The organism is Nocardia colli (genome assembly GCF_008704205.1).
Classification (GTDB): Bacteria; Actinomycetota; Actinomycetes; order Mycobacteriales; family Mycobacteriaceae; genus Nocardia; species Nocardia colli.
Genome location: NZ_VXLC01000003.1, coordinates 962,169 through 986,286 on the forward strand (window position 1 = coordinate 962,169; position 24,118 = coordinate 986,286).

21 protein-coding genes are annotated in these 24,118 nt (G+C 66.7%); 16 read left to right on the top strand and 5 right to left on the bottom strand.

Translation table 11 applies throughout. The features are described 5' to 3' along the window. Positions 1-335 precede the first annotated feature (335 nt). The 4 genes from F3087_RS11200 to F3087_RS11215 all read left to right on the top strand — a co-directional run bounded on the left by F3087_RS11200 (position 336) and on the right by F3087_RS11215 (position 5,602). On the top strand, positions 336-1,715 hold the full coding sequence (locus F3087_RS11200; protein WP_150401752.1) for an FAD-binding oxidoreductase: 1,380 nt from the start codon (positions 336-338) through the stop codon (positions 1,713-1,715). A gap of 95 nt (positions 1,716-1,810) precedes the next feature. After that, positions 1,811-2,425, top strand: a complete 615-nt coding sequence (locus F3087_RS11205) for a TetR/AcrR family transcriptional regulator (RefSeq protein ID WP_150401753.1) — start codon at positions 1,811-1,813, stop codon at positions 2,423-2,425. Positions 2,426-2,497: 72 nt separating this feature from the next. Then, positions 2,498-3,697 (top strand): MFS transporter, encoded by a 1,200-nt coding sequence (locus F3087_RS11210; protein WP_150401754.1) that lies wholly within the window; start codon positions 2,498-2,500, stop codon positions 3,695-3,697. Between the two features lie 9 nt (positions 3,698-3,706). Further along, positions 3,707-5,602 (top strand): pyridoxamine 5'-phosphate oxidase family protein, encoded by a 1,896-nt coding sequence (locus F3087_RS11215; protein WP_150401755.1) that lies wholly within the window; start codon positions 3,707-3,709, stop codon positions 5,600-5,602. Positions 5,603-5,701: 99 nt separating this feature from the next. Here F3087_RS11215 and F3087_RS11220 read toward each other — a convergent pair whose 3' ends face one another. Then, positions 5,702-6,577: a TIGR03621 family F420-dependent LLM class oxidoreductase gene (locus F3087_RS11220; protein WP_150401756.1), complete on the bottom strand. Its 876-nt coding sequence runs from the start codon at positions 6,575-6,577 to the stop codon at positions 5,702-5,704. Positions 6,578-6,991: 414 nt separating this feature from the next. Between F3087_RS11220 and F3087_RS11225 the strand changes: the two genes are divergently transcribed. Further along, the gene (locus F3087_RS11225; RefSeq protein WP_150401757.1) at positions 6,992-7,630 is read left to right on the top strand and encodes a peptide deformylase; all 639 of its coding nucleotides are present in this window, start codon (positions 6,992-6,994) and stop codon (positions 7,628-7,630) included. Here the strand turns inward: F3087_RS11225 and F3087_RS11230 are convergent. Further along, on the bottom strand, positions 7,623-7,919 hold the full coding sequence (locus tag F3087_RS11230) for a hypothetical protein (protein ID WP_150401758.1): 297 nt from the start codon (positions 7,917-7,919) through the stop codon (positions 7,623-7,625). The two genes, F3087_RS11225 and F3087_RS11230, sit on opposite strands and share 8 nt — an antisense overlap. Positions 7,920-8,044: 125 nt before the next feature. Here F3087_RS11230 and F3087_RS11235 point away from each other — a divergent pair, with 125 nt between their 5' ends. Further along, positions 8,045-8,905: a helix-turn-helix domain-containing protein gene (locus F3087_RS11235; RefSeq protein WP_223884992.1), complete on the top strand. Its 861-nt coding sequence runs from the start codon at positions 8,045-8,047 to the stop codon at positions 8,903-8,905. Between the two features lie 514 nt (positions 8,906-9,419). Continuing rightward, the gene (locus F3087_RS11240; protein ID WP_150401759.1) at positions 9,420-10,214 is read left to right on the top strand and encodes an SDR family NAD(P)-dependent oxidoreductase; all 795 of its coding nucleotides are present in this window, start codon (positions 9,420-9,422) and stop codon (positions 10,212-10,214) included. A 60-nt stretch (positions 10,215-10,274) separates the two neighbouring features. On the opposite strand, the gene F3087_RS11245 is transcribed toward F3087_RS11240, so the two are convergent. Next, entirely contained in the window at positions 10,275-11,066 is a 792-nt protein-coding gene (locus tag F3087_RS11245) for a helix-turn-helix domain-containing protein (RefSeq protein WP_150401760.1), read from the bottom strand. Positions 11,067-11,240: 174 nt separating this feature from the next. Between F3087_RS11245 and F3087_RS11250 the strand changes: the two genes are divergently transcribed. The 3 genes from F3087_RS11250 (at position 11,241) to F3087_RS11260 (ending at position 13,497) form a co-directional block, all read left to right on the top strand. Next, positions 11,241-12,131 carry a nuclear transport factor 2 family protein gene (locus tag F3087_RS11250; protein WP_150401761.1) on the top strand — a complete coding sequence of 297 codons (891 nt, stop codon included), beginning with the start codon at positions 11,241-11,243 and terminating at the stop codon, positions 12,129-12,131. 75 nt (positions 12,132-12,206) lie between these two features. Continuing rightward, entirely contained in the window at positions 12,207-12,821 is a 615-nt protein-coding gene (locus tag F3087_RS11255; RefSeq protein ID WP_150401762.1) for an NAD(P)-dependent oxidoreductase, read from the top strand. A gap of 70 nt (positions 12,822-12,891) precedes the next feature. Continuing rightward, a complete protein-coding gene (locus F3087_RS11260) occupies positions 12,892-13,497 on the top strand; it encodes a TetR/AcrR family transcriptional regulator (protein ID WP_150401763.1) in 606 nt (201 codons plus the stop codon). A 70-nt stretch (positions 13,498-13,567) separates the two neighbouring features. Here the strand turns inward: F3087_RS11260 and F3087_RS11265 are convergent, their stop codons facing one another. Further along, the gene (locus tag F3087_RS11265; RefSeq protein ID WP_150401764.1) at positions 13,568-14,482 is read right to left on the bottom strand and encodes a LysR family transcriptional regulator; all 915 of its coding nucleotides are present in this window, start codon (positions 14,480-14,482) and stop codon (positions 13,568-13,570) included. A 105-nt stretch (positions 14,483-14,587) separates the two neighbouring features. Between F3087_RS11265 and F3087_RS11270 the strand changes: the two genes are divergently transcribed. After that, entirely contained in the window at positions 14,588-15,463 is an 876-nt protein-coding gene (locus tag F3087_RS11270) for a TIGR03619 family F420-dependent LLM class oxidoreductase (RefSeq protein ID WP_150401765.1), read from the top strand. A 46-nt stretch (positions 15,464-15,509) separates the two neighbouring features. On the opposite strand, the gene F3087_RS11275 is transcribed toward F3087_RS11270, so the two are convergent. After that, positions 15,510-16,409 carry a LysR family transcriptional regulator gene (locus tag F3087_RS11275; protein WP_150401766.1) on the bottom strand — a complete coding sequence of 300 codons (900 nt, stop codon included), beginning with the start codon at positions 16,407-16,409 and terminating at the stop codon, positions 15,510-15,512. Positions 16,410-16,570: 161 nt separating this feature from the next. Here F3087_RS11275 and F3087_RS11280 point away from each other — a divergent pair, with 161 nt between their 5' ends. The 5 genes from F3087_RS11280 (at position 16,571) to xdhC (ending at position 24,072) form a co-directional block, all read left to right on the top strand. Further along, a complete protein-coding gene (locus tag F3087_RS11280; protein WP_223884993.1) occupies positions 16,571-18,328 on the top strand; it encodes an adenine deaminase C-terminal domain-containing protein in 1,758 nt (585 codons plus the stop codon). Positions 18,329-18,414: 86 nt separating this feature from the next. Further along, positions 18,415-19,077 carry a YczE/YyaS/YitT family protein gene (locus tag F3087_RS11285; RefSeq protein WP_263407205.1) on the top strand — a complete coding sequence of 221 codons (663 nt, stop codon included), beginning with the start codon at positions 18,415-18,417 and terminating at the stop codon, positions 19,075-19,077. A 327-nt stretch (positions 19,078-19,404) separates the two neighbouring features. Continuing rightward, positions 19,405-20,877 (top strand): xanthine dehydrogenase small subunit, encoded by a 1,473-nt coding sequence (locus F3087_RS11290; protein WP_150401769.1) that lies wholly within the window; start codon positions 19,405-19,407, stop codon positions 20,875-20,877. Continuing rightward, positions 20,877-23,261, top strand: coding sequence for a xanthine dehydrogenase molybdopterin binding subunit (gene xdhB, locus F3087_RS11295; RefSeq protein ID WP_150401770.1), 2,385 nt, complete (start codon positions 20,877-20,879; stop codon positions 23,259-23,261). Before F3087_RS11290 ends, xdhB begins: the two co-directional genes overlap by 1 nt. After that, the gene (gene xdhC / locus F3087_RS11300; RefSeq protein ID WP_150401771.1) at positions 23,254-24,072 is read left to right on the top strand and encodes a xanthine dehydrogenase accessory protein XdhC; all 819 of its coding nucleotides are present in this window, start codon (positions 23,254-23,256) and stop codon (positions 24,070-24,072) included. The genes xdhB and xdhC overlap by 8 nt, the downstream gene beginning before the upstream one ends. Positions 24,073-24,118: the final 46 nt, after the last annotated feature.

Below are 24,118 nucleotides of genomic sequence, written 5' to 3' on the forward strand. Positions count from 1 at the left end.
TGCCTCAGGGCCGCAATGCATTACAACCAGAGTACGGTTCGCGCCCTAACGCGGAACCTGGCCTCGAGTAAGCGCATCGGTGTGAGCGACCGCATCGCTGATCCTCGCTGACAACGCGGGCTTCGAGCTCCTTCAGTGCCCCGCGACGCTCCCTGTTCTCCGGCGGGTAGGTCGCCCAACGGACTCATTCTGGTCGACCCGATCGGCTTACAGAATCGTTCCCTGCGCGCGCCGCAATCGCAGCCGCCCTATTTCCTTCTCGGGCAATTGATCCCGCTGAAAAACTTTCTCGTTCCGTTTCTTCCGAGTGCCTTTATGGCGCTGAAAGGATAATCATGGCTACACCGATCGACTTCGACCGCACAACCACTGCGCTCGAAACACTCACTCCAGCGGTCGACCCGCATCGCGTAATCACCGCAGGACCTGATCTCGACGCCGCGGCTACCGTCTGGAACGGCGCGGTAACCCACCGCCCAGCGCTGATCGTGCGCTGCGAAACCACCGCAGACGTGCAGCACGCGGTCCGCGCCGCGCGCGAAAGCGGGCTGGCCCTGTCCGTCCGCGGCGGCGGACACGACTGGGCGGGGCGCGCGATCCGGCCCGGCGGCCTGGTCGTCGACCTCGGTCGAATGCGGCACGTCTCGGTACGCAACAACATCGCCACCGTCGCCGGGGGCGCCACCTCCGCCGACGTCGCGGAGGAAGCGGACCGCCACGGACTGGCCGCGGCGACCGGAACGGTCGGCGCGGTGGGCATGCTCGGGTTGTCCCTCGGTGGAGGCTACGGTCCGCTCATCGGGCGCTTCGGTCTCGCCGCCGACAACCTGCTGGCCGCCGAAGTCGTGCTCGCCGACGGACGCGTCGTGCGCGCGGGCCATGGCGACGGTGCGGATCCCGAATTGTTGTGGGCGCTGCGCGGTGGGGGCGGCAACTTCGGCGTGGTCACCTCGGCCGAGGTGGCCCTGCATCCGCTGACCGAGGTGCTCGCCGGGTCGTTCGCGTTCCCGTGGGAACAGGCCGAGCAGGTACTGCGCGGTTACGGTGAGCTCCTCGAACACGCTTCCGACGCGCTCACCTCGGTGATTGCCTTCGTCGCGGATCCCGACGGCACCCCGATGATCACGGTCGCTCCGACCTGGTCGGGAGCTCCCGCCGACGGCGCGGCCGCGCTCAGCGGATTCGCCACGCTCGGATCGCCACTGACCGCCGCGGTCGGTTCGAAATCACCGCTCGCGAAACTGCGCGAGTTCGACGGCGCGTTCCCAGACGGAGCCCGCTACTCGATCCGCACCCGCAATGTCGCAGGCTTCACCCCCGATGTCGTGTCGGCGCTGCTCGCGACCTACGACGCACGCACCTCCCCGTCGACATTCATCAACATCCACCACTTCCACGGAGCTGCCACCCGAATCTCCTTGGACAGCAGCGCCTTCGGGCTGCGCCGAGACCACCTCATGATCGAACTCATCGAATTCGGCGCGCCGGACGAGGACCCCCTGTCCGTCCGCTGGCCCAGGAAAGCCGGCACCATGCTTGCCCAGCACTCACTGCCCGGCGGCTACCCCAACCTCCTCGGCCCCGACGACGAACAGCAGGCCGCGCACGCCTACGGCACCCACAACGCCCGCCTCCTCGCGGTCAAGAACCGCTACGACCCCGACAACATCTTCACTGCGACTCCCCTGCCGGGTGGGACCTCCGCGTCGAGGTGATCAGCGGGCGCGTACGCGGCGCCAACTACATCGCCGCCTGCCCCTTCCGACGCCTAATTTGTATTTCGAAGTACAAAATAGGTAGTGTGGTCGTCATGAGCGCCGGCAGACCACGAGGGTTCGACGAAGCGGCCGTCCTCGACGCGGTCGCCGGGCGGTTCCGCGTACACGGGTTCGCCGACACCTCGACCGAGCAGCTGTGTGAGGCGGCCGGGGTGCGGCGGAGCAGCTTGTACAACACGTTCACTTCGAAGAACGAGCTGTTCGTCCGCGCGCTGGAGCGACACACCGGCGTCGCCCTCGAGCAGCAGGAGGTCGTCCTGACCGATCAGCGACTGCCGGGAGCCGGACGCCTCGCCGCCCTTTTCGATCTCACCCTCGCCGAGGAACGTGCCGCCGAGCGGGACGGCCACGCCGCGGGCTGCATGATCGTGGCGTCGCGGATGGCACCCGATCTCGGCGCCAAGGACCCGCGCGTGCAGCGTCTCCTCGACCGCTACGCGGACGTTCAACTCACACTGCTGGCCGGCGCCGTGCGGGCCGGCCAGTTGGACGGCACCCTCCGCAAGGACGTCGCAGAGCGCGACGCGGCACTCATGATCTCCTCGGCCATCTCAGGGCTGCGCGTCCTCGCACAGTCCGGCTCCGGGGCCGCCGAGCTCCGCCGGGTGGCCGATCTACACCTCGATTCTTTGCGCGCAGGCACCTGAACGGTGCTTTTGCGTCCTTCATTTTTGTACTTTCAAATACAAATTTAGTCCGACGATAGGGATAGAGCGCCGATGACGAGACACCTGTACCTGCTGATGCTGACCATGCTCATCGTGGTGTCGAGCGAGCTGCAGATCCCGGCGATGATGCCGGTGATGGCACACGACCTGGGAGTCGACACGGGCATGATCGGGATGCTCGTCTCGATCTTCGCGCTGGGCATGGCGATCGGCGGCCCGGCCATCGCCTTCGTCCTGCGGCACCGGCCGCCGAAGCGGGCACTGCTCACCGTGGTCGCGGCGTACGCGATCCCCGAACTGCTCGTCCCCCTCGTGCACGAGTACTGGTGGGTGGCGTTGATGCGGCTCTTGACCGGATGTCTCGCCGGAGCGGCCGTCGGCCTGTCGATCGCCTACGCCACCAGGCTCGCCCGGAGCCAGGACACGATCGGCGAGGCCGTCTCGATCGTGCTGAGCGGCATCATGGTCGGCACCGTCGTCGGGCTTCCGGTGTCGCACTTCATCGCCGACCGGTGGAGCTGGCAGGCCACGTTCTATGTTCTCGGCGCCGCCGCTATCGTCGTCTTCGTCGTGAGCCTGCTCGCCCTGCCGCCGCGCGCGGCGGCGACGGCCGACGACGCCGCCCAGGACATTCGCAACCTCCGCCTCCCCCGCCTGTGGTCGCGCTACCTGGTCAGCTTTCTGACGATCGGCGCCGCGTACGCGGCCTTCTCCTACTTCACCCCGCTCCTGGAGCAGAGCGCCGGATTCAGCTCGTCGGCGACGACGCTGATCCTGCTCGCATACGGCGTCTGCGCGCTGGTGGGGAACCTGGCCGTCGGGAAGCTGGCCGACCGGCACGCCGTCGGCGTCCTGCGGTTCGGCCACGCCCTGCTCGCCGTCTCGCTGGCCGTGATCGCGGTCGCCAGTGCTGCGCAGCCGGTGGTCCTGGTCATGGTGCTCGCCGTCGGCCTCGCCGGTGTCACGATGAATCCGCCGCTGGTCACGCGGGTCGTGGAGGTCGGTGGCAGCGGGGCCCTCGTCAGCACCGTCCACACGTCGATCATCACGCTGGGGATCACCGTCGGCACGGCTGTCAGCGCGGCCACGATCGGCGCATTCGGCGACGATCCGGCGGTGGCCATGTGGACGGGCAGCGTGTTCGCTGTGCTCGCCGCGGTCGTGCTGGCCCTGCAGCGCCCGCGCCACGACAGCATCGACGGGCTCCGCGCACCGGAGGCCCAGCAGGTAATCCAGAAGACAGCCCGATAGGAGGCGACGATGTCCACGAATCCAGTGCATACGACGTGGCATTCAGGTGAGGAGACGATGCACCGGCTCCTACGGGTAGCGCACGGCGACAACCCCACGATCCCCGGTCTGCCGACGTCATACGGGATCTGGATGGCCCAGAGCCCGCTCCTCGCGCTGGGCACGGTCGACGAGCACGACCGCGTCTGGACCACCGTGCTCGGTGGTGACGCCGGGGTCGTCCGGCCCGTCGCGGCCGGTGTCCTCGGCGTAAACGCCCGCTCGCGTGAGCCACTGCTGGGCTTCGATCCGGTGCTGGAAGCGTTGTTCGCCGGGCACGATCTGCGCGACGGCGGAATCGCCCGGCACCCAGGCGACGGGAAGCTGGTCGGCGGGCTGGCGATCGATCTGGAGACCCGGTCGCGGGTCAAGATCTCGGGCCGGGTGCTGGGCGGCGGCGTCGTGGCGACCGAGCCGCAGGCCGGCGTGCAGTTGGCCGTCGCCGTCGAGGAATCGCTGGGCAACTGCCCGAAGTATCTGAACCGGAAGGCGGTTCGGCCCCACGACTCGTCACCGACGCTGGTCAGCGAGCAAATCCCGCTCGTTCCCGAGGCGATCGACCTCATCGGCAGATCCGACCTGTTCGCCATCTCCAGCCGCCACGGCACGGCAAGCATGGACACCAACGTCCGCGGCGGGTCACCCGGGTTCGTGCGGGTCCTGGCCAACTCGGCCAACGGCGTCACACTCGTCTATCCCGAGTACTCCGGGAACCGGCTCTTCCAGACTCTGGGCAACCTGCGGGCCGACCCCGCGGTCGGCGTGACCTTTCCCGATGTCGAAACCGGTGCCGTGCTGTACCTCAGCGGACGCGCGGACGTCCTCGTCGGCGCGGACGCCGCGGCGCTGCTGCCGCACAGCAAACTTGCCGTCCGCGTACACATCGACGCGGCCCGGCTCGTGCGGGACGGGTTGCCGTTCCGCGGCACACTGCTGGATCCGTCGCCCTACAACCCGCCGGCCCACCGGTTGGCCCAGGAAATCGACGGTCCGCCCGCCATCGGGACGACCGATCCCGACGGGAAGCCGCTGGCCGTCGCTACGGCGACGCTGCTCCGGCGATCGACCATCTCGCCGACCATCTCGCGGTATACCTTCCGGCTCGGCCCCGATCCGTCGACCGAATCCGCGCGAGCCGCGTTCGCAAAGCTGACACCGTGGCGCGCGGGGCAGCACATCACCCTGGATTTCTCCGCCCACCTCGATCGCGGCTGGTCGCACATGCGCGACCATGATCCGCGATCGCTCAACGACGACCACATCAGGTCGTTCACCATCTCGAGCCTGCCCGTCGCACAGCCCGAGGACCGATCGGGGGTGCTGGACGGCACCGAGTTCGACATCACCGTCCGTGCGCAGGGGCCGGTGACGGCCTTCCTCAAACGGTGGCATCCGGGCCGGTCGGTCGACGTCGCCGTGCTGGGCTTCGGGACCGGCGACGAGATCGAGTTCGGCAGCGACGATGACGATGACGTCGTCGTCGCTGCCGGAGTGGGAATCACGCCGCTCATGGCGCAGGCGCAATCGGCGTCCGCCGCCGCGAAAAGCCAACGACTGAAGCTCCTTTGGAGCGTGCGGGCCGACGACCTGCCGCTCGCGATCGAGGTCCTGGGAGCAATCGACGAGGTGGCAGCCGTGACCGACCTGTTCGTCACCCGCGCCGCCGCCGGAACGGAGCCGGAGATCGCGGAACTGCGCAAGCTCGGCGCGCGGGTCCACACACGACGGATCGAGCAGGCCGACGTCCGGTCCGCAGGCACCGCCGGGCGGCGACGCTTCCACCTGTGCGCGCCGCCTGGTCTGACCCGGTCGGTATTGGAATGGGTCGGAGACGAGCACGTGCGATGCGCGACCTTCACGTACTGAGTGCTGACTAGACGTCAGTATCGGCGGCCGGTCGAAATGCCTACCCGAACCGGTCTCCGGCCGTCAACCGACACAGCACGCCGCACTGTGCTCGTGCGGCTACTTCAGAATTTCGATCACCGGAGCGAAGGCATCCATGAAAGGCTCGATTGTCGTGAAATAGGTGATCCCGTACCGATACCGGTATTCACGGAGGCTGTCGGCCATTTGCTGCGGCGTGCCGACCAGAATGCAGGGTGACTGCCGGATGCGTTCGTCGGTGAAACCGGGCATCAATTGACGCGCCATATCACCCACACTGTCGCGTTCGGCGGGGCCGGCTACCGCGTAAATATGCAGGCTGAGTTCCACCTGGTCGCTGCGCTCGCCGAGCAAGCGGCGCAGGTAGTCGGAGCGTTCGCCGACCTCGTCCGCGGTCATCACGTCCACCACGCCGTTCTCCAACCCCACCGCACCGGGCAGCGCGATCACGTCGGCGTGCTGAGTGGCCATGCGCAGCAAGCGGTTTCCCGATCCACCGATCAACACCCGCGGCCCTTCCGGGCGGGTCGGCGCGGGCTGGTAATTCGCGTCGGCGTACAACTTGCGCATGGTGAGCACGGTCTGCTCGACCTGCGCGACGCGCGCGCCCGGACCCGGCATCGGTATCCCGGTCGCGTCGAATTCTTCCTTCGTGTATCCCGCGCCGAGCCCCAATTCCAGCCTGCCGCCGCTGAACCGATCCAGCGCGGCAACATCCCGGGCCAGCAGCGTCGGATTGTAGAACGGCGTATTCAACACCAAGGTACCCAGCGTAATTCGCTCGGTCACCTCCGCCGCGAGCGACAAACTCGGAAACGGAGCCGACAAGCCGAGATGGTCGGCCACCGCCACGACGTCGTAACCGAGCGCCTCGGCACGACGAACCTTGTCCACCCACTCCGAACGCGAACCCGGGAAAGCCATGTTTATACCGAAGCGAAATCCAGTAACCATATCGTCGGTTCTACCACGCGGAACAGGCAATTAGCCTGGGCGTTTCAGGGCCAGGCTGACTGCGCGTTCTTGATCTACGGTCGTCGGGTGTGCGGTACAGGGCAATCTCGGGCGCGTACTCCGCGAGCGGGGCAGCAGGTCATGCCTGCACCGAGAGGAATACCCGGATCCATTGTCCTGAGACGCAATCCGAGGCCGCGGCGCTGAAACCCGCCGCGCCGAACCATGATCGACGGTTTGGCCGAGATCGACGCTGACTCCGCGTCTCGTGCATTGCACGACTCCACGCTGCGAGCCAGATCCGCCGCGGTCAGGAGTGCGCGGGTTCACCCCCGACGCCGTCCGGACGACAGAATCCCGCCCGGCGGCAAACATGTTCCGGCACAACCGAAGTCCACGTATGGAAAGGTCACTATGAACGTCACCGACATGGTTGTCGAACTGCTGGACAAATATCGAGGCACCATCGCCCCCTTGACCTCGATGGGTGATCCGGTGCTTCGGCGGCCCGCCGAACCGGTGACCGGCCAGATCGACACAGCGCTGCTGAAAGAACTGAGCGAACTCATGCTGGCGACCATGCACGCCACGCACGGCGTCGGATTGGCCGCGCCCCAGATCGGAATCCCGTTGCGTATCGCCGTCATCGGCGACACCGCCGAAATCCCCGAGGACGTCGCGGCGGCGAGAAAACGAATTCCGGTGCCCGACTACACGATCATCAACCCGCTGTATACCGCAGAGAAGGATTCAGTCGCCTTCTACGAGGGCTGTCTCAGCATGCCCGGATACCAGGCCGTAGTACCCCGGCCGGAAACTGTCCATGCCGAATACGACGATCTCGACGGCGTCCGTCAGGTCGAACGAATCACCGGCTGGCCCGCCCGCATCTTCCAGCACGAAACCGATCACCTCGTCGGCACGATCTATATCGACAAAGCACTCACCCGCTCACTGACCAGCAACGAAACATACCTGTCCCGCTGGGCGCAGCCGACACCCACCGAAGCCGCCGAAGCACTCGGATTCCCACTGCCACAGCGCATCAGTTAAGGGCGAACGCGGCAATATTCCGCACGATTGCTACAGAACATGACCGCACGGTCGAGCGCTGCCCGCGAATACCGACCAGCCGTGCAGAGCGACGCGACCGACCGCTGTGTGATGTCGCCACAGCTTGCAGATCGTCGCGCTCGGCGCCGGCCGCGGCGTGCACCGCGAAGCCTTCGCTGAGCACCGTCATGAACCGGGCCGACGCTCGGGTGCCGGCTCCCTCGGCGAGACCACCGTCTGCCACCACGCGCGAAAGCCGCTCTGCGAGCGCATATTCGGTGGCAGCCATGCCGAATACGCCGCCACCTCGCGCGTGCTCTATGCGCCCTGGACAGGAACAGGAGCATCGACGGGTCGCCAGCCTGGTACTGATTGGGCCAGGCTGGCGACCCATTCTTGATTATCTTCGATCATGTGAATGCACCACACAGCGAAGTCGGGCGCGTGCTGCGGGAGTGGCGAGAGCGGGTGCCGCCTGCGCTGGTGGGGATTTCCGGATCCACCAACGGGCGGCGAACTCCGGGGCTGCGCCGTGAAGAGCTGGGCGGACTGGCCGGGGTGTCGCCCGATTACATCAAGCGGCTCGAACAGGGTAGGGCACGCCCCTCGATCGCGGTTCTCGATGCACTGAGCCGCGCCTTGAGGTTGTCGCGTCCCGAGTACGAGCGCTTGTGCACGCTGGCCGGCTACGCACCGGCTGGTGAAGGCTGCGTGCCGACCCATCTCGGCCCTGGCGCGCGGCGGCTGCTCGACCGGCTCGATAATGGTCCGGTGGGCGTCTTCACCGCGGCGTGGACACAGCTTGCCGCGAATTCTTCCTGGGCCACATTGTTCTACGACCCGGGCACTCAACGCGGCTTCGAACGCAACCTGGTCTGGCGCGAGTTCACCGGATTGAACAACTGCGTCACCGACCCCGCCGAGAACGAGCGCTTCCGCGCTTCCCTGGTAGCCGACCTGCGTACTGCCGCCATCCGCTACCCCGCCGACCCGCACCTGCCCGAACTGCTCGCCGAACTACGCTCGGTGAGCAGCTCGTTCGTCCAAGCCTGGGACGCCGCCTCCCCGACCATGCAAACGGTCCATCAGGCGATGGTCGTGCACCCACAGGTCGGGCCGATCCAGTTGGACTACGACATCTTGACCATCCACAGCGGCGACCTGCGCGTGGCCCTGTTCACCGCCGAACCGGGCAGCGACGACGCCCAGCGACTCGCCCTGGCCGATGTCATCGGCCTGCAGGATCTCTCCGCAACCGAGCCCACCCAACTCTGACGCGTTCCCGCCACGATCGACGCCGGTCGTCACCCGACGGTACGAACGATTCGGCATGCCGGTGTGCGCGCCCGAGCAGCGCGGCACCGGAATCGGCTGGGCCCTGGTCGATTTCGCCGGGCACCTCTGCGTTGATCGGGGCGCGCGCGGACGGTGCAGCTGTTCGCCACCCCGTGCGATTTCCTCATCTTCCACAGGCATGGCCGATGACGGCGATGCCATCGATTGGCGGCAGCGCGGCGCGCCATCCAGAGCTGCGAGCGCTGCGGATCCAGGCGCCTGATCGGGCCGGCGGTGTGGCAGCTCAGGTGGCAGCGACTCGGTAGGGCGCTCCGACAGCCGCCGCGCCAGGTCCACGGGCTCACAACGCCCGGAACAGTGGGCGCCGTGCTGACAGCCGACAACGAATAGCGTACGCTCGTGCTCTATTATTTTAACGAACGACCGTACGCCAAATTTCTCGGCAACCATCGCGGGTAAAGGGGTGCGGGCTCCGAACGATGAGAGGTTGACCATGGAGAACAGGGTTGTCGCGATCACCGGTGGCGGTACCGGGATCGGTGCGGCAGTGGCCGGCCGGTACGCGAGCGACGGGGCCACTGTGTTCGTGCTGGGTCGGCGCCGTGAACAGCTGGCGAAAGTCGCCGCCGAGACCGGCGCGCACCCGATCGTCTGTGACGCGAGCGAGCCGGCCGACGCGCAGCGCGCGGTCGCGGAGATCCTCGATCGGTTCGGACGGTTGGACGTGCTGGTCGCCAATGCGGGCGGACATGGGCTGTCCTCGGTGACCGGAACAGATGACCAGGAGTGGGAATTGGCGCTGCGCTCCAACCTGTCCAGCGCCTTCGTCAGCTGCAGAGCCGCGCTGCCCTCGCTGGTCGAGTCCGAGGGACAGGTGGTGATCGTGTCCTCGCTGGCCGGATTGTTCGCCGGGCCCAACGTGGCGGGCTACACCGTGGCCAAGCACGCGCTGATCGGGCTGACCCGCTCGATCGCCCGCGACTACGGCCCCAGCGGCGTGCGGGCGAACGCGGTCTGCCCCGGGTGGGTGCGCACCCCGATGGGCGACGGCATGATGGACCAGCTCGCGGCGACAGCCGAGTTGTCCGGTGGGCGGGAGGAGGCCTACCAGCGCGCCACCGCGGAGATTCCGCTGCGCCGCCCGGCCGACCCGGCAGAAATCGCGGCGATCGTGAAGTTCCTCGGATCGCCGGAGTCCTCATACATCACCGGAGCGGTGCTGGTCGCCGACGGCGGTGCGCACGCGGTCGACCTGCCAACCCTGGCATTCGAGCGAGCCGGCCTGTGACGAGGTAGTTCAGCTTCCCAACCGACAGCCTCTGCCAAGCCCGGGCAGGCAGACCAGCGTTCAGCTGCCGTCGGCCGAGCCCGGGTCTGCGGTGAACACCACCGCCCGCAGGTCGCCGTCGGGAATATGAATGGTGTCGCAGTCCAGTGCGATCTGCCCCAGATCCTCGTGCGGCAGCAGCATCCGGCTGTCGTGCAGCCCGGCGGTGGGCGTGCTCGCCCAGAGCTCGGCGAACTCGGCGCTGGCGCGCCGGAGGTCCGCGGTCAACGACGCCAGGCCTTCGTCCGCGGGGTAGCGGGTCGAGGCCGCACGCAGCTCGGCCACCAGCAGGCGCCGGAAGCGGGCGTTGTCATCTGGCGACCGCGTCACCCTGTGGTCCTGGCCGACGAACACCCGCCACGCGATGTTGCCCTCGCGCGGGTGCAGCGAGGGCGCCCCGCAGGCCAGCGCCTCCCAAGCCCGGTTCCAGCCGAGTGCCGTCCACGTGGCGTCGAGCACGCACACCGGCGTGCTCTCGATCCGGTCCACGAGCCGGCGCGCGCTATTACTGAGCTGCCGTGGCACCTGCCCTTCCACCGGCGCGTAACCGGCCAGCGTGCACAGGTGCTCGTACTCCGCCCTGCTCATCCGGAGAGCTCGGGCCAAGGCGTTCAACACGCCGGGCGAGGGATGCCGACGACCCTGCTCCATGCGTTTCAGATGGTCGGTCGACACGCCGGCCAATTCGGCGAGCTCTTCGCGGCGCAGGCCGCCCGTGCGCCTGCGGCCGTGACCGACGACCCCTACCTCTTCGGGCCGGGTGCGTTCACGGCGCTCCCGCAACACCGTGCCCAAAGTGCTCGCGTCCGACATGACCGAAGAATACCAACGGCATCGACCGGGAAGGGGACATCCTGGCCCCTGCTACGACCGCCGAAACCCGAAAGAATCACTACCGGGAAAGGCGGAGACAGCGCACGCGAATCTGTGCTGACACGCCGCTCCGCTCTCGATGTCTACCGATCGTGTTCTCGATGAAGGAATTTCATGATTGACGTCAACCACCTCGCCGACCGGGTCGCTGTCACCGAGACCGTGGCCCGTTTCGCCTGGTCACAGGATCTCAGGGACTGGGACGGTTTGCGTGCGACCGTCGCCGACACCGTCACGCTGGACGTTTCCGAGCACTTGGGCGGGCCGGCGCAAGAATTGAGTGCCGATGATTTCGTGGTCGCCAGCCGGGCGGTGCTGGAAGGGTTCCACAGTACCCACCATTCGACCTCCAACGTCATCGTCGAGCTCGCGGGCGACCACGCTACCTACCGGAGTTTCGTGGTGGCCTACCACCACGTTCCCACCGACGAGGTCGACTGGCTCGTCGTGCGCGCTTTCTGGCACGTCGACCTGCAGCGGATCGATAACGAATGGCGGCTCAGGCGCATCCGCGTCGTGCGCAAAGCCCCTTTCGCGGGCAACCCTGAGCTCTACGCGATCGCCGCGGGGTCTGCGGACAAGGCAGGCGAGAAAGTGAGTGCATCGACCGACGACGTGCGCGCCGTTCCGTTTCGAATGGCCGCGGCGATGTCCGATCGCGACATCGAAAAGCTGGTGGCCAATTACATCGACGACTTCGACTGCGTGGTGCCGGTGCACCCCGATCGCTCCTTCCGCGGTGCCGACCGGGTTCGCGCGAACTACACAATGATCTTCGCCCGGTATTCGAACGGCCTGGACGCCCGGGTCATCGACTCAGTGGTGGACGGTGACCGGGTGTGGACGGAGTGGGAGATGATCGGCACGCGGGCCGACGGGGTCGTCGAGACCATCCGCGGCACAGTCATCATCCGGGTCGAGAACGGCCGCGCCGCGGCGGTCCGCTTCTACCTCGATCCGGTCGATGCCCCTGATGCCCCGGAACCGCTGAACATCCTCAGCTGAAATCCGGCTCGGCAGATCACGCAGGAGGCAGGCGCACCTTCACAGTGCGCCTGCTCGACCCACAGGAGTAGATTCATGTACCTCACCGTTCTCGCCGCATCCGGCCCGACCGGACTCTCCCTCACCCGGCAGGCACTCGAACGCGGCCACATCGTCACGGCCATCGCCCGCAATCCGGACCGGATCACCGTTGCCGACGCCCCGGGGCTGACCAAGATCGCCGCGGACGTGTTCCACACCGACGAGATCGTCTCGGCGCTCGAAGGCAGTGAACTGGTGCTGTCCGGACTGGGTGTGCCCAAGGGGACGAAGCCGGGCGTGCTGACCGCGGGCGCCCGGTCGGCGGTGGCGTCGGGCGCCCACGTCATCTGGCTGGGCGCTTACGGCACGGGCCCCTCGGCCGCGGCGGCAAGCGCGCTCAACCGGCTGGTCCTCAAAGGACTCGGAGCGGAGATCGCCGACAAGGTCGAGTCGGACGCCGTGGTCACCCAAGCCGGCGGAACGGTCTTCCACGCCGGACCCCTGTCGAACAAACCGATCAGCCCGGACCGGCGCACCGTCGGGCTCGATGCCTCCCCCAAGAGCATCTTCCGCATCATGGTGAGCCGGGACACCGTTGCCGCCGCGATGCTCGACGAAGCGGAGAACCCGCGGTTCCCCGGCCGGATCGCTGTCCCCCTCACGCGCTGACCCGAGGACCGATGGGCGGCGCAATCGTTCACCAGGCCAATAGCGAACGCACGTACGCTACCTTCGATATATGTCACCACGACGCTCAGCGGTCGAAGCACAGGCCACCAGAGGCCGGATCCTCGGCCGTGCCGCCGAGATCGCCTCCGCGGAAGGCCTCGATGGCATCACCATCGGCAGGCTCGCCGAGGAGCTGGAGATGAGCAAGTCCGGCGTGCACAAGCACTTCGGCACCAAAGAGACCCTGCAGATCTCCACCCTGGACAAAGCATTCGTGGACTTCTGGCACCGGGTAGTCGAGCCCGCACTGGCCGAGCCGCCGGGCCTGCGGCGGCTGCGCGCGGTATGCGCCAACTCCGTGGACTACCTGGAAACCCCCCTGCTGCCCGGCGGATGCCTGATGACCGCGGCGCTCACCGAATACGACGGCCGCCCCGGCCGGGTCCGCGACGCGGTCGCCGAGGTGTGGTCGCGCTGGCGAGAACAGCTGCGGGCGGACCTGACCACAGCGGTGGAAAACGGCGAACTCCCCGCCGACTTCGACACCGACCAGGCACTGTTCGAAATCATCGCCGCCGGACTGGCATTGAACGCAGCCATGCAACTCCAGCACGACTTGGCGGCCGTGGGCCGCACCCGCCGCGCGATAGAACGCGCCTTGGACCTCTCCGGCTAACCAAGCATCGCCGGGCCGACGAGAAGCCTCAACGAGGAATGAGCGAGGCGAGTGTGACCAGCGATGACCGTCAGGTCTTCAGACGGTCCCGCAGTTCGACGTTCAGTTGCGCGCTCGCGTCCAGGAGTGCCTCGCGAAGGAGTCGGTGACTGACGTCGACGTCGGGGGCATGGGCCAGGACTGTCCGACGTGAGGCGGTGGGATCGTCGATGCCGACGACCGAGATGGTCGCGGGGAGCGCGGCGATGGCCAGTCCCGGCACCAGGGTGATGCCAAGCCCGGCGGCGACCAATCCCCACTTGGTAACCCAATCGCGGGCGACGTGGGTGACGAGCGGCTGCCAGGGGGCACTGTTCCAGGCGCCGAGCAACGAGGTAGCGGATTCTTCGCTGCCGACGATCCACCGTTCGTCACGCAGCGCCGAGATCGAGACGCTGGCCTGACGAGCCAGTCGATGGCCTCGGTGCACGGCCAGATACAGCGCGTCCTGCACGAGCGGAGTCACCTCGACTCCGTCCGGACTGTCGAATTCTCCGGACAGGACGGCCAGATCGATGCGGCGACGGGTCAACGCGGTCAGCAGTTGCGGGCTCGTTCCTTCGCGGAGCTGCACGACGAGTAGCGGATTATGTTGTTCAGCAATAGTTATGGCGCGGGGAACGAGCGCGGCAGTGGCGGTCGAAAAGGCACCGAGCCGGATCCGCGCCGGAGCATGCGAACTCAGGTCATGTAGTTCGCTCTTTGCCCTGTCCAGTGCTTCGAGCACGGATTCGGCGTGCCGCGCCACGATTCGGCCGGCTTCGGTCGGCCGTACCCCGCGGGCATGACGCTCGAACAGCCGCCGACCGGCGGCCTGTTCCATCAGCGAGACCTGGCGCGAGATCGCCGACTGCGTGTATCCCAACCTCTCGGCTACTGCCGAGAACGAGCCCGCGCGCACCGCCTCGCGGATTACCCGTAAGCCGGGCACTGTGAAATCAGGCATGCGCAGTACTCATATCAGATATGCGAGACTCTCGCTGGCCGCATCGCTGCGGCGGCCCTAGATTCCATTCCGTGCCTTGTGCCGGAATGAGTAGGTGAGAAGGTCATGAAGCTGGGCCTGTTTGCGATCAACTACGGATCGTGTGCCGAACCCCGCACGGCCGTTCGCGTGGCGCAACACGCTGAGGCGGCCGGGTTCGAGTCCTTATGGAGTGCAGAACATCTGGTGTTGCCGGATCCGTCTCCCGAAGGATTCTCGTTAGCTCCGACGCTGCCGCTGCTGGATACCGTCGTCGGGTTGACTGTTGTTGCAGCGCATACGACTACGGTCAAAATCGCCAGTGGCATCATCGTTCTGCCGTTACGAAACCCAGTAGTACTGGCGAAGGAATTGGCCAGCCTCGACCAGGTGGCACAGGGAAGATTGATAGTCGGTGTAGGTGTCGGCTATGTTCGCGCTGAGTTCGCCGCCGTCGGCGTAGCCATGTCGGAACGAGCGGCACGCACCGACGATTACATCGGCGCCATGCGCGCCCTGTGGAGCATGCCTCAGCCCGCATACCGCGGGCCCTATGTCAGCTTCTCCGGAATCAATACGCATCCGAGACCACTGCAGCAGCCAGGCCCACCGATCGTCGTCGCCGCCGGCGGTCGCGTGGCCGACCGCCGCGCGGTCACGCTGGCCAACGGCTGGTACGGCTTCGGGTTGGATCCGGACCAAACCCGCACGCACATCCAGAACCTGCAGGCGGCGGCCCGGGAATATCAGCGACCGGCCCCGCTGGGGCAGCTGGAGATCACAGTGACACCGGCTGGCCCCGTGAATCGCGATATCGTCGCGCAATACGCGGCGCTCGGGGTCGACCGGCTGGTGCTGCTACCGCAGCCGACCACTGACTACACCACCCGGCACCAGCCCGTCCCTGTCGATCGAATTCTCCGCACCATCGATGACGCGGCAGCGAACTATCGCGATATCTGAGGTACGAAGCACAGCAACCTCCCAGCCCGACCGGCCAACACGGGCATCAGATTCGATCGGGCTGCAACACGTTCACGATCTCCTCGGCGAGTAGGAAACCGGCCAGGCCGTGGCCATGCTTGGCCCGGCGCACGAGAGAGACGATGTTGTCGCTGAAAGCGTCGCGAACCTTGCGGAAGGCCAAGCGGCCGTCGCGCAACTCGTCCGCGACGTCGAACTCGCTGAGGAAGGCGATAGCCTCCCCCGAGGTGGCCAGCCGTTTCATCGTCTCGATCGAATTGGTGTGGAACGCCGGCTCGATGTCGAGATCGGCATTGGCGAAGGCCTCGGCGACGATGCCGTGAATCACCATGGAGCGGTCGGCGAAGATCAGCGGATACGGCGTGCATTGAGCCAGCGGGATCGTGTCCATGTGGGCGAGCGGGTGTCGCGGGGAGACAACGACTCCCAGGCGGGTGTTCGTCTGCCAGCAGACCTCGATCTGCGTCGATGCCGGAACATTGAAGCCGAGACCCAGATCGGCCTCGCTGTTCTCGACCGCCCGCAGGATTTCCAGCGTCGTCATGGTGCGGATCGATATCCGGACCTGCGGATGGCGGGCGCGGAAGAGCGTCGCTGCCGTGGCGACGACGCTGCTGGCCAGGCCGGTCATCGTGGCGATCACGACTTCGCCGCTGCCGAGCGCGTGCAGATCGCGGATGTCCGCGATCGTCTCGCGGTATTGCTGAAGCGTCCGCCGTATATGCGCGAGCAACGCTTCGCCGGCCGGGGTCGGGCGCATACCGCGAGGCAACCGCTCGAACAGTGGTTGGTCGAGCTCGGCTTCGAGGAGCAGGATCTGCCGGTTGATCGCCGATGGCGCGACATGCAACCGGGCTCCGGCCGCACGGATGGACCCGAGCCGGGCCACCTCGTCGATGTACTGCAGCAATCGCGAGTGGAGCACCGCACCTCCTGAGCAATGTGTGCGAAAAAAGAGTACACGTCGTGCGAAAACGGATGCTTGTCAGCAACGGTGCCGATCGCGTTCTATCAGTACCAGGCGATGGGGCCGCGCAGCGGCCGCCTTCACCCCGCAAGTACATGAACATCGACGTGAGGACCGCAGTGCTCCAACAAGATTCGACGACCGACACGCCACGCACAGACGTGGCCGCCCAGGACGATCACGTACGGACGATCTTCGGCATCCTGGAGGGCGAGCGGGAAGCCGACCTGCTGCTGCGCAACCTCAACATCCTCGATGTGCACAGCGAAACCGTCTATCCCGGATCGCTGCTGGTCCACGGGCAGCGCATCATCGCACTGAACCCGGACGAATCGATCGTGCGGGTCCGCGAAACCTTCGACGGCGAGGGCCTTTACGCCATCCCGGGCCTGATCGATGCCCATCTGCACTTCGAATCCCAACTCGCGCACCCGGCGGCGTTCGGCGAAGCCATCGTGCCCAGCGGAACGACGACGGTGTTCGGGGAGACCCTCGACTTCGCCAGCGCGGCGGGCGCGGAAGCAGTCGACGCCGCTCGCGCGCTGTTCGCCGACCACGACAAGCTCCCCTACCGGCTCTACGCCTTCGCACCGGGTAAGAAGACCTCGCCCGAAGTCACGGAGGCGATGCTGGCGATGGACCCGGTCATCGGATTGGGAGAGCTGGCCCACCTGTCCTACATGACCGGCAACGCCGACGATTTCCGTAAGTCAGCGCTCGGCCGGGCGAACGCGGGATTCGTGAACTGCCACTGGGGTGTCACGTCCCTGACGGACATGCTGCTCAACTACATGCCCGCGATCGGCGTCGACAACAACCACGACGTCTGGAACGAAGACGACATCGAGAAAAGCATCCGCTATGGCCTGAACACTCAGATCAAGTTCGGCGTCGGTAGCCCCGAGGTCATTCGAACCATGTTGCGCGCCATCGTGAAGCGCCGTTGGCCTGCCGAGAACTTCGCGCTCTGCGCCGACAACATCTCGGTGGACCGAGTGCTGCGGCAGGGCCACATCGACTGGGTCGTGTCCTTGGCGGTCGAGATGGGCATGCCGCCGATCAAAGCCATCAAGATGGGCACGCTCTACGCCGCGCGCTCGTTCCACAAGGACCGCGACCTGGGCTCACTGAGCCCGGGACGATTCGCCGACATCGTCCTGACCGACAGCCTCGCCGAAATCAACCCCCGCTACGTGTTCAAGGGCGGCGAACTCGTCGCGAAGGACCGCAAGCTGCTCGCCCCGGTCCGCATCGACTACTCGGTCCTGGCCAAGAAACCGAAACCCGGCCTCGGCGACCTGCGTGCCGAGCAGCTCGATCTCGCCCCACTAGAGCTGTCCGACAACGGAACTCAGGCGAAGGTGCTGCTCTTCGACGTGTACGGGCGCGGGCATCTCAAGTTCGCGCAGGAGGTGTGGGTGCCGTATCGCGACGGCGCGGTCGTACCCGAACACGAAGGCGCGCGACTCAACCGGATCTCCATCGTGCAGCGCTACGCCGACGGTGCGCGGCACATAGTCAACGGCCTGTTCAAGGGCGTCTCGATCGACCGCGGCGCAGTCTCCACTTTCTGGCCCGCGCCATCGGCCTACTTCGTGGTCGTCGGCACCGACAGCGCCGAGATGTGCGACAACCTCGAGCAGCTCGACGGTCTCGTCGGCGGCTGTGTCGTGACGGCGGACCGGCGGGTGAAAGCCGTTCTGCCGCTGGACTTCTATGGCGTCATGGCCGACATGGACCTCGCCGAGCTCGTCGAGGCGACCCGCTCGATCGACGACGCCTTGACGGCGCTGGGCAATCACAACGAGGGCGAGCCGGTGGTCAACAAACTCTTGACGCTGTTCATCTCCCTCGACCGCTTCGGATTCATGAAATAACCCCGGGACTTCCCCGCTACCGCGACAGAGATGCGACCGTCATGCAGCACGACAAAGACGCAGGAGTCGTCGACACCGGAAACAAGGTGCGGCGCTGGATCACCTACGTTGCCGGAATCTATATCCTGACACTTGGCCTCAGCCTGGCCATCCGGGCGGGGATCGGCATCTCCCCGCAGAGCAGCCTCACCCGCACGATGACGCTGGTGCTACCCCCGCTCAGCCAGGGCACTTTCAACCTCATACTCGAGGTCATCATGCTCATCCTGACCTTCCTGGTCAGGCCGAGGGCATTCAGGGCGAGCAACCTGCTTTCCATGATCCCGGCGCTGGTCCTGGCCTTCTTGCTCGACTTCAACCTGATGCTCACCGAATGGATCGAGGTCGAGCCGTACCTGGCCGATCTGGTGCTGCTGTTCGTCGCCGACGCGATGCTGGCATTCGGCCTCTTCCTGATGATCCGCGCCAATCTGGTGCTGATGCCCATCGATCTGTTCGTCAACACCATCCAGCAGAAGACCGGCCGGAAGTGGGGAAACATCAAGACGGTATTCGACTGCACCTTGCTTGCCCTTTCGGCGGGCATCGGGCTGATGTTTCTCGGCGCGCCGCATTTCATTCGCGAAGGCACCATCATCAACGCGGTCCTCGTCGGACAGTATGTGAAGGCATACTTCTTCCTGTACAAGAAGTTCGCGGCGCGGAAGGCGCTCGCCCCGGCTGCCACCGGTCTCCGTGAATCCGCTTGACCGATGGCTTTCCGCGACGTAATTTTGAGCCTACCGAATCCTGAGCCGCCGGAAGGGAGCGAAGTCGGATGTCGACCGCCTCTGACCTGCGTCGCCTCGCTCACCGGACCGCTTGGATTCCGGGTCGCATAGCCCACGGCTGCTGAGCAGACCTTTCCCGGCGTGCCCAATCGTGGCCCCGGCATCTTCCGATCTGTCAGCACCCGCAGCACGTCGACCCGTGCTGATTGCGCGCCGGCTTCTCCGGGCTGCGCTATCGAAGTAGAAAGCTGTAGAAATGGCGAGTTGGGTAATCACATCCACCGACCACCGAAATGATCACGTGTCATGGTAGCGGCGCGAATCACGGTCAATGGAAAGGCAATACCGATCGCACCGGCGGCACCCCACACGACCGTCCTGGATTTCCTGCGAGAAAGCGGCCTCACCGGAACCAAGGAAGGCTGCGCCGAAGGGGAATGCGGCGCGTGTTCGATCATGGTCGCCCGCCCGGGCACCCGGCAACCCACTGATTGGGTCGCGATCAACTCCTGTTTGGTCCCGGCGGCCGCCTTCGATGGTCAGGAGATCGTCACCGCCGAAGGACTCGGCGTCGCCGGCGCACCGGGGACGGCCGCCGCGCTGCATCCGGTGCAACAGGAGATGGCGGTGCGGGGTGGCTCGCAATGTGGTTACTGCACACCGGGATTCGTGTGCAGCATGGCCGCCGAATACTACCGTCCCGACCGCCGCACTCCCGCGGATCCGGCAGGCGCCGAGCCGGATACCTACTCCGCCGAGCACGGCCCCAATGGCTTCGACCTGCACGCACTGAGCGGAAACCTGTGCCGCTGCACCGGATATCGCCCGATCCGGGACGCGGCATACGCCGTCGGCACACCGCACGCCGACGATCCGCTCGCCAGCCGGCGCGCGCTGTCCCCGCCCGAACCGGTTGCCACCGAATACACCACGAACGGCCGCACGTTCCGGAGGCCGGAAACCCTGCGCGAAGCAGCGCGGTTGTTGCGGGATCGGCCCGACGCGGTGCCCGTCGCGGGTTGCACAGACTGGGGCGTGGAGGTGAATATCCGGGCCCGGCGGGCGGATTACGTGATCGCGATCGATCGCCTCCCTGAATTGCGGGGTCTGCGCGTGGAACCGAACAGCATCGATATCGGGGCCGCCCTGTCGCTCACCGAGATCGAACAACGCCTCGACGGCCGGGTACCGCTGCTCACGGAGTTGTTCCCGCAGTTCGCCTCCCGGCTCATCCGCAATGGCGCGACGCTCGGCGGCAACCTGGGTACCGGCTCGCCCATCGGCGACGGTCCGCCCGCGCTGCTCGCGCTCGGCGCATCGCTGGTGCTCGCCGATGCCGACGGTGAGCGCGAGGTCGACCTCGCCGGCTATTTCACCGGCTACCGGCGCACGATACGCAGGCCGGACGAGCTGATCCGCGCCGTGCGCATCCCGTTGCCGCTGGCGCCGATGGTGGCGTTCCACAAGATCGCCAAACGTCGCTTCGACGACATCTCCAGCGTGGCAGTGGCTTTCGCCTTGGACATCGAGGACGGGATGGTCCGGGCGGCGCGCATCGGCCTGGGTGGCGTCGCCGCCACTGCGATCCGTGCCCGGGCGACCGAAGCCGCGCTCACGGGCCGGCCCTGGTCGGCGGAGACTGTCGAAACCGCCACCCGGACACTGCGTTCGGAAGGTACGCCGCTGGACGATCATCGTGCCAGCGCCGAATACCGCTCCGCCATGCTCGGTCAGAGCCTGCGAAAGCTGTACGCACAGAGCACAAGCGAGGTCGAGTGATGAGTCAGCTGTCGCAGCGACCGGCCAACCCGGTCGTCGGTGTCCCGATGCCGCACGAGAGCGCGTCTCTGCATGTCACCGGCGCCGCGCTGTACACCGACGATCTGGTACATCGCACCAAGGACGCGTTGCACGCCTACCCGGTGCAGGTCATGCACGCGCACGGACGGATCACCGCACTGCACACCGAGGCCGCGCTGGCCGTGCCGGGCGTGGTGCGGGTGCTCACCGCCGCCGATGTACCCGGCGTCAACGACGCCGGGATGAAACACGACGAGCCGCTGTTCCCGGACCGGGTCATGTTCTACGGCCACGCGGTGTGCTGGGTGCTCGGCGAGACCCTGGAGTCCGCCCGCTCGGGTGCGGCTGCCGTCACCGTCGAACTGGACGAGCAACCCGCACTGATCACGCTGACCGAGGCCATTGCGGCCGAGAGTTTTCACGGCGCCCAGCCGACGGTGCACTGTGGCGACATCGACACCGGCTTCGCCGAAGCGGCGCACGTGTTCAGCGGCGAATTCCAATTCGCCGATCAGGAGCACTTCTATCTCGAGACGCACGCCGCACTCGCGCACGTCGACGAGAGCGGGCAACTGTTCGTGCAGAGCAGTACCCAGCACCCCTCGGAGACCCAGGAAATCGTCGCGCACGTGCTCGGCCTGCACAGCCACGAGGTGACCGTGCAGTGCCTGCGGATGGGTGGCGGCTTCGGCGGCAAGGAGATGCAGCCGCACGGATTCGCGGCGGTCGCGGCGCTCGGCGCCCTCCGGACGGGGCGGCCGGTTCGCGTGCGGCTCAATCGGACTCAGGATATGACGATGTCCGGCAAGCGGCACGGGTTCCATGCCCGGTGGCGGGTCGGGTTCGATGCCGACGGGCGGCTGCGCGCATTGGACGCGACCTTGACCGCGGACGGCGGCTGGAGCCTGGATCTGTCCGAACCGGTGCTGGCCCGCGCCCTGTGCCACATCGACAACATCTACTGGATCCCCAACGCGCGGATCGCCGGTCGCATCGCGAAGACCAACAAGGTGTCCAACACCGCTTTCCGTGGCTTCGGCGGCCCGCAGGGGATGCTCGTCATCGAAGACATCCTGGGCCGGTGCGCACCACTGCTCGGCCTGGACCCGACCGAGTTGCGGGAGCGCAACTTCTACCGGCCGGGTCAGCACACGCCCTATGGGCAGGAGGTGCTCGACGCCGACCGGATCTCGCGGACCTGGCAGGAGGTGCACGAGCGGGGCGACATCGCCGAACGCCGCCGGGAGATCGCGGTATTCAATGCCGCACACCCGCACACCAAACGCGCCTTGGCGATCACCGGGGTCAAGTTCGGGATTTCGTTCAACCTCACCGCCTTCAACCAGGGCGGCGCCCTCGTCCTGATCTACAAGGACGGTTCGGTGCTGATCAACCACGGTGGCACCGAGATGGGCCAGGGTCTGCACACCAAAATGCTCCAGGTCGCCGCGACTACCCTCGGCATACCGTTGCACAGAGTTCGCTTGGCGCCGACTCGGACCGATAAAGTGCCCAACACATCGGCCACCGCGGCGAGCTCGGGCGCCGATCTCAACGGCGCTGCCGTGAAGAACGCCTGCGAGCAGCTCCGGACGAGGTTGTTGCAGGTGGCCGCCAGACAACTGGGTGCGGGCGCGGCCGATATCCGCATCGTCGACGGCGTCGCGCGTTCGCTCGGCAGTGACCGCGAGCTGGACTGGGACCGGCTCGTGCACACCGCGTACATGCAGCGAGTTCAATTGTCCGCGGCCGGTTTCTACCGCACCGAAGGACTGCACTGGGATGCGCAGGCGTTCCGCGGCACCCCGTTCAAGTACTTCGCCTACGGCACCGCCGCGTCCGAGGTGGAGGTGGACGGCTTCACCGGCGCCTACCGCATCCGGCGAGTGGACATCGTGCACGATGTCGGCGACAGCCTCTCGCCGCTGATCGACATCGGCCAGGTCGAGGGCGGATTCGTGCAGGGCGCAGGTTGGTTGACCCTGGAGGACCCGCGGTGGGACACCAGCGACGGGCCCGGCCGCGGTCGGCTGCTGACGCAGGCGGCAAGCACCTACAAGCTGCCGAGCTTCTCGGAGATGCCCGAGGTTTTCCACGTGACGCTGCTGGCGAACGCCACCGAGGAGGGTGCGGTGTACGGGTCCAAGGCGGTCGGCGAACCACCGTTGATGCTGGCGTTCTCGGTGCGAGAAGCGTTGCGGGAGGCCGCCGCGGCCTTCGGACCCGCCGGGATCAGCCTGGAGCTTGCCTCTCCCGCCACACCGGAGGCGGTGTACTGGGCCATCGAAACAGCCAGGAGCGGCAGCCGAGACCACGACGTCAGCCAGAGCACCATCAGCGCAAGCACTTTCAGCAGTGTCTGACTCGACCTGGATCGCCGCGGTCGCGCGATTGCGGGCCCGCCGCGAACCCGGCGGGCTGGTGACCGTCGCGACCGTCCGTGGGCACGCGCCCCGCCGGGCCGGTGCCAAACTCGTTGTGGGACAGACCGAGACGTGGGGATCGATCGGCGGGGGCAATATCGAGGCCGTCGCGATCGATCGGGCCCGCGAGCTGATGAACCTGCCCGATGCGGAGCCGGAACTGCTGGAATTCGCGTTGAACGACAAGGTCACCAACCGTCACGGCGTGCAGTGCTGCGGCGGAGCGGTCACCGTACTGCTCGAACCACTGCCGGTGGGCCCCGCCGTGGCGATCTTCGGGATCGGGCACGTCGGGCTGGAACTGGCACGCGTCCTGGCCCGCCACGACCTCGATCTGCATCTGATCGATACCCGCCCCGATGTACTCACCACCGAACGGCTCCGCGTGCTCGGGGATGCGGTGGCACAGATCCACGTGCACCACACGCCGCTGCTGCCGGAGGAAGTACTCGCGGAATTACCGCCCGGAACGCACATCCTGATCATGACCCATGATCACGCCGAGGACGCCGCGCTGTGCGACGCCGCTTTGCGCGTAACGGGTCTCGGCTCGATCGGCCTGATCGGATCGGCTGCCAAATGGGCGCGGTTCCGGCAGCGCTTGGCAACCGAAGGCGGTCACGACAACACTACTATCGACCGGATCACGACGCCGATCGGTCTGACCGAGATCACCGGCAAGGAACCGGCCACGATCGCGGTGAGCGTCGCGGCAGACCTGCTCTTGACCTTTGACAAGCACCGCCACTGAGCGGCAGACGCCGCGGGCCCGACCAGCAGATGCCGGCCGGGCCCAG

Coding starts and splice junctions, on each gene's coding strand:
- F3087_RS11200 (WP_150401752.1), top strand. CDS start 336: ATGGCTACACCGATCGACTTCGACCGCACAACCACTGCGCTCGAAACA.
- F3087_RS11205 (WP_150401753.1), top strand. CDS start 1,811: ATGAGCGCCGGCAGACCACGAGGGTTCGACGAAGCGGCCGTCCTCGAC.
- F3087_RS11210 (WP_150401754.1), top strand. CDS start 2,498: ATGACGAGACACCTGTACCTGCTGATGCTGACCATGCTCATCGTGGTG.
- F3087_RS11215 (WP_150401755.1), top strand. CDS start 3,707: ATGTCCACGAATCCAGTGCATACGACGTGGCATTCAGGTGAGGAGACG.
- F3087_RS11220 (WP_150401756.1), bottom strand. CDS start 6,577: ATGGTTACTGGATTTCGCTTCGGTATAAACATGGCTTTCCCGGGTTCG.
- F3087_RS11225 (WP_150401757.1), top strand. CDS start 6,992: ATGAACGTCACCGACATGGTTGTCGAACTGCTGGACAAATATCGAGGC.
- F3087_RS11230 (WP_150401758.1), bottom strand. CDS start 7,919: ATGGCTGCCACCGAATATGCGCTCGCAGAGCGGCTTTCGCGCGTGGTG.
- F3087_RS11240 (WP_150401759.1), top strand. CDS start 9,420: ATGGAGAACAGGGTTGTCGCGATCACCGGTGGCGGTACCGGGATCGGT.
- F3087_RS11245 (WP_150401760.1), bottom strand. CDS start 11,066: ATGTCGGACGCGAGCACTTTGGGCACGGTGTTGCGGGAGCGCCGTGAA.
- F3087_RS11250 (WP_150401761.1), top strand. CDS start 11,241: ATGATTGACGTCAACCACCTCGCCGACCGGGTCGCTGTCACCGAGACC.
- F3087_RS11255 (WP_150401762.1), top strand. CDS start 12,207: ATGTACCTCACCGTTCTCGCCGCATCCGGCCCGACCGGACTCTCCCTC.
- F3087_RS11260 (WP_150401763.1), top strand. CDS start 12,892: ATGTCACCACGACGCTCAGCGGTCGAAGCACAGGCCACCAGAGGCCGG.
- F3087_RS11265 (WP_150401764.1), bottom strand. CDS start 14,482: ATGCCTGATTTCACAGTGCCCGGCTTACGGGTAATCCGCGAGGCGGTG.
- F3087_RS11270 (WP_150401765.1), top strand. CDS start 14,588: ATGAAGCTGGGCCTGTTTGCGATCAACTACGGATCGTGTGCCGAACCC.
- F3087_RS11290 (WP_150401769.1), top strand. CDS start 19,405: ATGGTAGCGGCGCGAATCACGGTCAATGGAAAGGCAATACCGATCGCA.
- xdhB (WP_150401770.1), top strand. CDS start 20,877: ATGAGTCAGCTGTCGCAGCGACCGGCCAACCCGGTCGTCGGTGTCCCG.